The organism is Streptomyces sp. P5F9 (assembly GCF_057961495.1).
The window spans coordinates 47,999-56,888 of record NZ_JBXVPZ010000015.1 but is presented as its reverse complement, the minus strand read 5'-3'; the positions used below and the strand labels follow the sequence as shown (position 1 = coordinate 56,888).

The window sequence follows — 8,890 nt, the reverse complement described above, 5'->3', positions numbered from 1 at the left end:
CATTCTCCTGGAGCCATCAACGGCAAACCATCATCAGCCACACCCGGTCCTCCCGGACCGCCCAACATTCTTAAGGAACCACCATGGCCGCACGCACTGGCAAGGAATACCTGGAGCGCCTCGCCGCCTCCCGCCCGACCGTCCACATCCAGGGCGAGACCGTCACCGGCGCCATCCAGGACCACCCCGCCTTCCGCAACGTCGTCCAGACCTACGCCGAACTGTTCGACCTCCAGCACTCGGACGAGCACAAGGACGTCCTCACCTACACCTCACCTACGTCCGGCGAGCCGGTCGGCACGTCCTTCCTCACCCCGCAGACTCAGGACGACCTGGTCAAGCGCCGCAAGGCGTTCAAGGTGTGGGCCGACCACAGCAACGGCATGCTCGGCCGCACCGGCGACTACATGAACAGCTCCCTGATGGCGCTCGCGTCGGCCGCCGACTGGTTCGCCCAGGCGAACCCGGCCTTCGGCGAGAACATCCGCCGCTACTACGAGAAGGTCCGCGAAGAGGATCTGCTGTGCACGCACACGCTGATCCCGCCGCAGGTCAACCGGTCCGTGGCCGGTACCCAGCAGGCCGGCGGCAAGCTGGCCGCGCGGATCGTGAGGGAGGACGACAACGGCGTCGTCATCAGCGGTGCGCGCATGCTCGCCACGATCGCCCCGTTCGCCGACGAGATGCTGGTGTTCCCCTCGACCGTGCTGCGCGGCACCCCCGAGGACAAGCCGTACTCCTACGCCTTCGCCATCCCGAACGACATCCCCGGCCTGCGCTACATCGCCCGCGAGCCGCTGGACTACGACCGCCCCCGGCACGATCACCCCCTCGCCTCCCGCTTCGAGGAGTCGGACTGCGTCGTCGTCTTCGACGACGTGCACGTGCCGTACGAGCGCTGCTTCGCCCTCGGTGACGCCGAGTTGTGCAACGGCTTCTACTCGCAGACGGCGTCGGTGGTGCACATGACCCACCAGGTCGTCACCCGCACCACCGCCAAGACCGAGTACGTCCTCGGCCTGGTGTCGTTGCTGACCGAGGCCATCGGCATCGAGCAGTTCCAGCACGTCCAGGAGGACGTCGCCGAGATCATCACCACGCTGGAGATGCTGCGGGCCTTCCTGCGCGCCGCCGAGGCGGACGCGGAGATCAACGAGTACGGGGTCCTCACCCCGGCTTTCGCCCCGTTGAACGCCGCCCGCAACCTCTACCCCAAGCTCTACCAGCGCTTCCCGCAGATCCTGCGCAAGCTCGGCGCCTCCGGCCTGATGGCCACTCCGACCGAACTCGACATCCAGGGCCCCGCTGCCGCCGACATCGAGGCGTACCTGCAGTCGGCCACCCTGTCCGGCCCCGAGCGCGTCAAGCTCTTCCGCCTGGTGTGGGACACCTGCATCTCGGCGTTCTCCAGCCGCCAGGCGCTGTACGAGTACTACTTCTTCGGCGACCCGGTCCGGATGGCCGGCGCGTACGTGAAGAGCTACGACCGCGAGCCGTACAAGGCCAGGATCCAGGCCTTCCTCGACCGCGCCTGATCACGGACGGACGACATGACGCACCCGCTCGGAAATACCCCGTCGAAAATCATCGCTCTGCATCTCAACTACCCCAGCCGCGCCAAGGAGCGCGGCCGGATCCCCGCCCATCCGTCGTACTTCCTCAAGCCACCCTCGTCATTGGCGGGCACCGAGGAGGCTCTCGTCCGTCCCGAGGGATGCGAACTCCTCGGCTTCGAAGGCGAGATCGCTCTCGTCATCGGCTCGCGCGCGCAGCGGGTGGGGCCCGAGGACGGCTGGCAGTACGTGCGATGGGTGACCGCTGCCAACGACGCGGGTGTGTACGACCTGCGCTACGCCGATCGCGGCTCCAACCTCCGCTTCAAGGGCGGAGACGGCTTCACGCCGATCGGGCCGCGACTGCTGGACGCACGCCAACTCGACCCGGCCGCCCTGCGGTTGCGGACCTGGGTCAACGGCGAACTGGTCCAGGACGACACCACGGACACGCTGCTGTTCCCGTTCGGCGAGCTGATCGCGGACCTGTCGAGGCAGGTCACCCTGGAGCCGGGGGACGTCATCCTCACCGGCACGCCGGCCGGGGCCTCCGTGGTCGCCCCCGGTGACGTGGTCGAGGTCGAGGTGACCGGAAACGGGCTGTCCACCGGCCGCCTCCGCAATCCCGTCGTCGCCGGGCCCGCGCTGGAGCCGTACGGGGCGATGCCCAAGGCCGATCCGGCAGAGCGGGAGGCCGCGTACGGGACGGCGTACACACCCGCGCCCCTGCTGGACAAGCGGTTCGAGGAGGGGCTGCGCTCGGTCGCCGTCGCCACCCTCAGCGCACAGCTCCGTGCCCGCGGCCTGCCGCACATGTCCATCGACGGCGTCCGCCCTACGCTGCCGGACCGGACCATGGTCGGCGTCGCGCACACCCTGCGCTATCTGCCGCTGCGCGAGGACCTGTTCAAGAAGTACGGCAACGCCATGAACGCCCAGAAGCGGGCGATCGAGGAGCTGCGGCCGGGCCACGTGCTCGTCATGGACGCGCGCCGCGACACCTCCGCCGGGACCCTCGGCGACATCCTCGCGCTGCGTGCCCAGACGCGTGGGGCGGCCGGCGTCGTCACCGACGGCGGCCTGCGCGACAGCGCCGCGGTCACCGAACTCGGCCTGCCCGTCTACCACGGCGGGGAGCACCCCTCCGTCCTGGGCCGCCGCCACGTCCCGTGGGACTCGGGCGTGCCCATCGCGTGCGGCGGCGCGCTGGTGCAGCCGGGCGACCTGATCGTCGGTGACGCGGACGGTGTCGTGGTCGTGCCACCCGAACTGGCCGAGGAGCTGATCGCCGACTGCCGGGAGCAGGAGCTGCGAGAGCGCTTCATCACCGAGCAGGTGCGTGCTGGGCACAGCGTCGACGGGCTGTATCCCCTCGGTCCCGACTGGCGCGAACCGTTCGAGCAGTGGCGCCGCAGCCACGCCCCTTCGCAAGAGTCGCAAGGAGAGACCGCATGAAGTTCCGCAGTGATCCCGCCACCATCCGCGGATCCATCGCCCCGGTCGTCACCCCGTTCACCGACGAGGGCACCGTCGACCACGACAGCCTGCGCTCCCTGATCCGCTTCCAGCTGGAGTCCGGTTCGCACGGTATCTCGCTCGGCGGCTCCACCGGCGAGCCCAGCGCACAGACCGTCGCCGAGCGGATCGCCGCCATGCGTACGGCCGTCGAGGAGACCGGCGACCGGGTGCCCTTCCTGCCCGGAACCGGCTCGCACAAGCTGAACGAGACCTTGGAGCTGACTGCCGCCGCCCAGGACCTGGGAGCGGACGCGGCCCTGGTGATCACCCCCTACTACGCGCGCCCCACCCAGGAGGCGCTGTACCAGTGGTACGCCACGGTGGCCCGGGAGTTCCCGGACCTGCCGATCGTCGCGTACAACGTGCCCTCCCGCACCGCGGTCGACATCGCCCCCGACACCGTGAAGCGGCTGTTCACCGACTTCGACAACTTCGTCGGAGTCAAGGAGACCACCAAGGACTTCGAACACTTCTCCCGCGTACTGCACGCCTGCGGCCGCTCGCTGCTGGTGTGGTCCGGCATCGAACTCCTCTGCTTGCCGCTACTCGCCCTGGGCGGCGCCGGCTTCGTCAGCGCCGTGGCCAACCTGGCGCCGACCGCCGTGGCAAGGATGTACGAGCTGTGGGAGTCGGGGGACTTCGACGGCGCACGGGACCTGCACTACCGCCTGCACCCGCTGGTGGACCTGCTCTTCGTGGAGACCAACCCGGCCCCGGCGAAGTGGGTCCTCGCCCAGCAGGGACGGATCGCCTCGCCTCACGTACGGCCGCCGCTCATCACGCCCACCGCCCCCGGCCTGGCCCGCATCCGCACCCTCCTCGCCGAGGGCGGGGACCTGACACAGCAGCTCGCAACGCAGCAGAACGGAGCCGACAAGTGAGCACCGCCCCCGAAGGCCTGCCCTCGACCATCCGGCACTGGATCGGTGGCGAACTCGTCGACGCGACCGACGGCCGCACCTTCGACGTCACCGACCCGGTGTCCAACACCTCCTACACACAGGCCGCACGGGGTGCGCAGGACGACGTCCAGCGTGCCGTCGAGGCAGCGCGGGCCGCCTTCCCCGGCTGGTCGTCCATCTCCAACCGCGAACGCGCTCGCGTCCTGTACCGCATCGCCGACGCCGTCGAGGCCCGCCACGACCGCCTCGCCCGGTTCGAGTCGTACGACTCGGGCCTGCCGATCACCCAGGCCAAGGGCCAGGCGCGGCGCGCCGCGGAGAACTTCCGCTACTTCGCCGACGTCATCGTCGCGCTCGGCGAGGAGGCCTTCCGGCAGGGCGGTGAGCAGTTCAGCTACGTGGTCCGCACCGCGGTCGGGGTCGCCGGCCTGATCACCCCGTGGAACACCCCGTTCATGCTGGAGAGCTGGAAGCTCGCGCCGGCCCTCGCCTCCGGCTGCACGCTCATCCTCAAGCCCGCCGAATGGACACCCCTGTCGGCTTCGCTCTGGCCGGAGATCTTCGCCGAGGCGGGCGTGCCGTCCGGAGTCGTGAACATCGTCCACGGCATCGGCGAGGAGGCAGGGCAGGCCCTCGTCGACCACCCCGACGTGCCGCTGATCTCCTTCACGGGCTCGACCGACACGGGCCGCCACATCATCCGTTCCTCGGCCGAGCACCTTAAGACCACGTCGATGGAGCTGGGCGGCAAGTCCCCGGTCGTCGTCTTCGCCGACGCCGACATCGAGGCGGCCCTGGACTCCGTGGTCTTCGGTGTGTTCTCGCTCAACGGGGAGCGCTGCACGGCGGGTTCCCGGGTGCTCGTCGAGCGCCCGCTGTACGAGGAGTTCACCCGCCGCCTCGCCGAGCGAGCCGAACGGGTCAGGGTCGGCCTGCCCTCCGACCCCGCCACCGAGGTGGGGGCGCTGGTCCACACGGAGCACTACGAGCGCGTCCTGAACTACGTCGAGATCGGCAAGAAGGAGGCCCGGCTGGTGGCGGGCGGTGCCCGCCCGGAGCACCTCACCGAGGGCAACTACCTCCAGCCGACCGTGTTCGCCGACGTGTCCCGTGACGCCCGGATCTTCCAGGAGGAGATCTTCGGCCCCGTCGTGGCCGTCGCGCCCTTCGACGACGAGGTCGAGGCGATCGAGCTGGCCAACGCCACCCAGTTCGGCCTGGCCGCGTACATCTGGACCTCGGACCTCAAGCGCGGCCACCGCATCGCGCACGCCGTCGAGTCCGGCATGGTCTGGATCAACTCGCACAACGTCCGTGACCTGCGCACCCCCTTCGGTGGTGTGAAGGCTTCCGGCGTCGGCCGGGAGGGCGGCGCCCACAGCATCGACTTCTACACCGAGTCCAAGATCGTCCACGTCGCCCTCGGTGACGTCCACACCCCACGATTCGGAGCCGTCCGATGACTGGAACAGCCGCACCGGACGTCGTGCGCTCCGCCTACGCCCAGCTCGCCGTCACCGACCTGGCCAGGGCCCGCTGGTTCTGGGTGGACATGCTCGGATTCCACGTCCAGTACGAGGATGCCGACTCCCTCTACCTGCGCGGGACCGATGAGCTCACCCATCACTCGCTCGTGCTGCGCAAGGGTGAGGTCGCCGCTCTCGACCACATCTCCTACCGTGTCCGCACCCCTGAGGACGTCGACAAGGCGGAGAAGTTCTTCCGCCAACTCGGCCGCCCGGTCAAGCGGTTGAAGAAGGGCGAGGGCACGGTCGGAGTCGGAGAGGCCCTACGCGTCGTCGATCCGCTGGGCTTCCCGGTCGAGTTCTTCCACGAGATCGAGCGTGGTGAGCGCCTCATCCAGCGGTACGACCTCCACCACGGCGCCCAGATCGCCCGCCTCGACCACTTCAACATCTGCACCCCCGACATCCCCGCCGCATACGCCCACTACAAGTCCCTCGGTTTCGGCTGCTCGGAGACCATCGAGGGTGACGAACACGAGCTGTACGCCGCCTGGATGTATCGCAAGCAGACCGTCCACGACGTCGCCTTCACCGGCGGGGCCGGCCCCCGCCTGCACCACCTGGGCGTCGCCACCCACGAGTCCCACCAGGTGCTGCGCACCGCCGACATCTTCGGCGCGCTGCACGAGGAGAAGCACATCGAGCGCGGGCCCGGCCGGCACGGTGTCTCCAACGCCTTCTACGTCTACCTGCGCGATCCCGACGGCCACCGGGTGGAGATCTACACCTCCGACTACTACACCGGCGACCCGGACCACGAGACGTACCGGTGGAACGTCAACGACGACCGCCGCCGCGACTTCTGGGGCAACGCGGTTATCGAGTCCTGGTACAAGGAGGCGACCCCGGTTCTCGACCTCGACGGACGGCAGCAGCCGGTGAGCAGCTCACTTCTGGACGAGTCCGCCGTCCAGGTCGGCGCCGACGGACTCGGCTGACCGCGCGGAACAGCTCCGGTGCCGGGCGCGGCGCCGGAGCGTTCAGCACGGCGGGGGCAGCGGGTGAATTCGGCACTGTTGGCCGCCAGAACCGGCGTCCTCCCTGGTCAGTATGGGTGACTCGACCTTGGGAACCGTTCGGTGGCTGCGTCGATTGCCGCGTATCCTGGAAAGGATCAAGGAGCAGTCCAAGGCTTCGACTTTGTCGAGACAACTGCCCGACTCGACCGTTGCGGGACGAGTGTTCGCGCACGCGTCAAGATTGTCCACGTTGTAGAGCGAAGGGGTGCCATGTCCGAGCCGGCGGCACCGACCACGGCGGTCGCCCGCCCTGCCAAGAGGCTCTCGGCAGGCCGTGAGCGGATCATCCTGCGAGCCGTCTACGAGGTGCTCGCCGAGTCCGGTTACCAGGGGCTGCACTACGAGGCAGTGGCGACCCGTGCCAGGACGAGCAAGGCCACGCTGTACCGGCACTGGCCCACCAAGGCGGAACTGGTGACCACGGCCATCAGCCTCCGCCCGGCAGAAGACCTGCAGGTGCCGGACACCGGGACGCTACGCGGCGACCTCCTGGCCTACCTCCGGTTGCTCGCCGAGTGGATGAGTGGCGAGCCAGGCGCCGTGATCAGCGGTCTTTTCGTCACCATGCGCAATGATGCTGAGCTCGCGGCGCTGCTGCGCCCCTTGCTGATCCCCGCTGTACCACCCGTCGGGGCTGTCTGCGAGCGGGCAGAACGGCGTGGAGAACTCGCCCTGGGGCAGGACGTGCGATTCATCGACGAGCTCTGTGTGCCGGCCCTGTTCATGCGCCACGCTCTGCTCGGCCTGCCTCTGGATGCGGAGTTCGTCGAGTATCTGGTCGATGGAGTTGCCATGCCGCTGCTGACCCGCGCCCCCTGACGCGGACTGGCGTCCCGGTCTGCTCCGGCCGCTCTGCGGGCGGCCTCGTTCGGGTCACGCGATGAGCCTGAGGTTGTGAGAGGACGAGCCCCGCAACGCCGAGCACGGTGGCGTGATCGTTGGCCTTGGCGAAGACGATCCGCGTGGGACCCGCCGCGTGGATGCCCTGCTCGGCGCAGCGCGCCCGGTGCTCGACGGTGGTGCCGGCCCAGCCCTCAAGTGGTCGAGGCGGGCGAGAGACACGTCGGTGCCAGGGGAGAGGCTCAGCTCGATGGGTCGCTGCTGCGGGCGATTGCATGTCATCGGCCTTGATGAAGTCGACGCCCCAGCGGGCGAATTGGGTGAGCTGCGTGTCGCGTAGCACGCCTGTGCTCCCGGGTGGTCGTGGTTCAGGCCGTAGTTGTAAGCGTTTCAGGGGCAGACGGAGTCGGTGTCGGCGATTTTGTCGGCTGCGAAGACGGTGCCCGCCACGGGCAGTTGGGCGGGAGGAAGTCGATGGAGTGCTGCCATTCGGTCTCGGTGAGGCGGACCTCGCGGAGGAAGGCGTGCAGATGCCGCACCAGGGCCTGCATCAGTTCCTTGAGCCGGGAGTCCGGGGTGTCACGGAAGGACGCGAGTACCGTCTGGACCAGCTCGTCCTCGACCTGACGCTGCCGGTCCGGTACGGCGGGAGTGGTGGTGGTCATGCTCAGGTTCCTCCTGTCGTCGGCATGGGTGTTCACGGGGCGGACACCTCCTCGGCGTCGTGGCCGTAGATCCAGCCGTTGCCCACCAGGGGGTCGGACCCGGCAAGCGCCGCGTCACGAGCTTGTTGCTTGGGTCCGTCGGGCAGGTGGTTGATGTCTCTGCGGGCGCGACTGACCTGCTGAAGGCGTGTGGTGCGTTCGATGCGTGCCGACTCGTACCGCTTCAGTGCCTGCTCGGGGTCGTCTGTGGAACCCGCCAGGCAGCGGGCCAGTACGGCGGCGTCCTCGATTGACTGGGCGGCGCCCTGGGCGAAGAAGGGGAACATGGGGTGCGCGGCGTCACCGAGCAGCGTGATCCTGCCCCGGCTCCAGTGCTGTAGGGGTGCCCGGTCCAGCAGCGCCCGGCGTCCGGGGACACTGCCGGCGGCGATCACGTCCGTCACCCGCGGGTCCCAGTCGGCGAACTCGGCGTGGAACTCCTCGATCGTGGCCGTCGTGCTCCACGACTCGTCGGTGAAATCGCCGGCAGGGGCGAAGGCCACGACGTTGACGGCACTCCCGTCGCCGATCGGGTAGTGCACGAAGTGCCGTCCGGGCCCCAGCCAGAGGGTCTGGGTAGGGTGGAGGGCGAAGTCGGGCGCGGCGTGGGCGGGCACGATGGTGCGGAAGGCGCAGATGCCGGAGTATTCCAGCGGCGCGGGTTCGGCCACCGCGCCGCGGACGACGGAGTGCACGCCGTCGGCGCCGATGACGATGTCTGCCTCGACCCGGCTGCCGTCGGCGAAGCGCAGCAGCGCGCCGCCCGGGCCCGGTTCGACGGCCGTGCACCGGGCGCCGAGACGAATCCACTCGCCGGGCACGGCCGTC

The 8,890-nt window shown here is 69.3% G+C and carries 8 protein-coding genes; 6 read left to right on the top strand and 2 right to left on the bottom strand.

The window, feature by feature from the left end:
* Nucleotides 1-83 precede the first annotated feature (83 nt).
* From hpaB to AC31A1_RS05055, 6 genes are all read left to right on the top strand, one after another.
* Entirely contained in the window at nucleotides 84-1,535 is a 1,452-nt protein-coding gene (gene hpaB, locus AC31A1_RS05080) for a 4-hydroxyphenylacetate 3-monooxygenase, oxygenase component (protein WP_489652043.1), read from the top strand.
* Between the two features lie 15 nt (nucleotides 1,536-1,550).
* On the top strand, nucleotides 1,551-3,008 hold the full coding sequence (locus AC31A1_RS05075) for a fumarylacetoacetate hydrolase family protein (protein WP_489652042.1): 1,458 nt from the start codon (nucleotides 1,551-1,553) through the stop codon (nucleotides 3,006-3,008).
* Entirely contained in the window at nucleotides 3,005-3,952 is a 948-nt protein-coding gene (gene dapA / locus AC31A1_RS05070; RefSeq protein WP_489652041.1) for a 4-hydroxy-tetrahydrodipicolinate synthase, read from the top strand. The genes AC31A1_RS05075 and dapA overlap by 4 nt, the downstream gene beginning before the upstream one ends.
* Nucleotides 3,949-5,436 carry a 5-carboxymethyl-2-hydroxymuconate semialdehyde dehydrogenase gene (gene hpaE / locus AC31A1_RS05065; RefSeq protein WP_489652040.1) on the top strand — a complete coding sequence of 496 codons (1,488 nt, stop codon included), beginning with the start codon at nucleotides 3,949-3,951 and terminating at the stop codon, nucleotides 5,434-5,436. Before dapA ends, hpaE begins: the two co-directional genes overlap by 4 nt.
* Nucleotides 5,433-6,437, top strand: a complete 1,005-nt coding sequence (hpaD, locus tag AC31A1_RS05060; protein ID WP_489652039.1) for a 3,4-dihydroxyphenylacetate 2,3-dioxygenase — start codon at nucleotides 5,433-5,435, stop codon at nucleotides 6,435-6,437. The genes hpaE and hpaD overlap by 4 nt, the downstream gene beginning before the upstream one ends.
* 291 nt (nucleotides 6,438-6,728) lie before the next feature.
* Complete coding sequence (locus AC31A1_RS05055) at nucleotides 6,729-7,337, top strand: TetR/AcrR family transcriptional regulator (protein ID WP_489652038.1); 609 nt, start codon at nucleotides 6,729-6,731, stop codon at nucleotides 7,335-7,337.
* A gap of 389 nt (nucleotides 7,338-7,726) precedes the next feature.
* On the opposite strand, the gene AC31A1_RS05050 is transcribed toward AC31A1_RS05055, so the two are convergent.
* Entirely contained in the window at nucleotides 7,727-8,023 is a 297-nt protein-coding gene (locus AC31A1_RS05050; protein WP_489652037.1) for a dioxygenase, read from the bottom strand.
* Between the two features lie 32 nt (nucleotides 8,024-8,055).
* Nucleotides 8,056-8,883, bottom strand: coding sequence for an FAD-dependent monooxygenase (locus AC31A1_RS05045; protein ID WP_489652036.1), 828 nt, complete (start codon nucleotides 8,881-8,883; stop codon nucleotides 8,056-8,058).
* Nucleotides 8,884-8,890 lie beyond the last annotated feature (7 nt).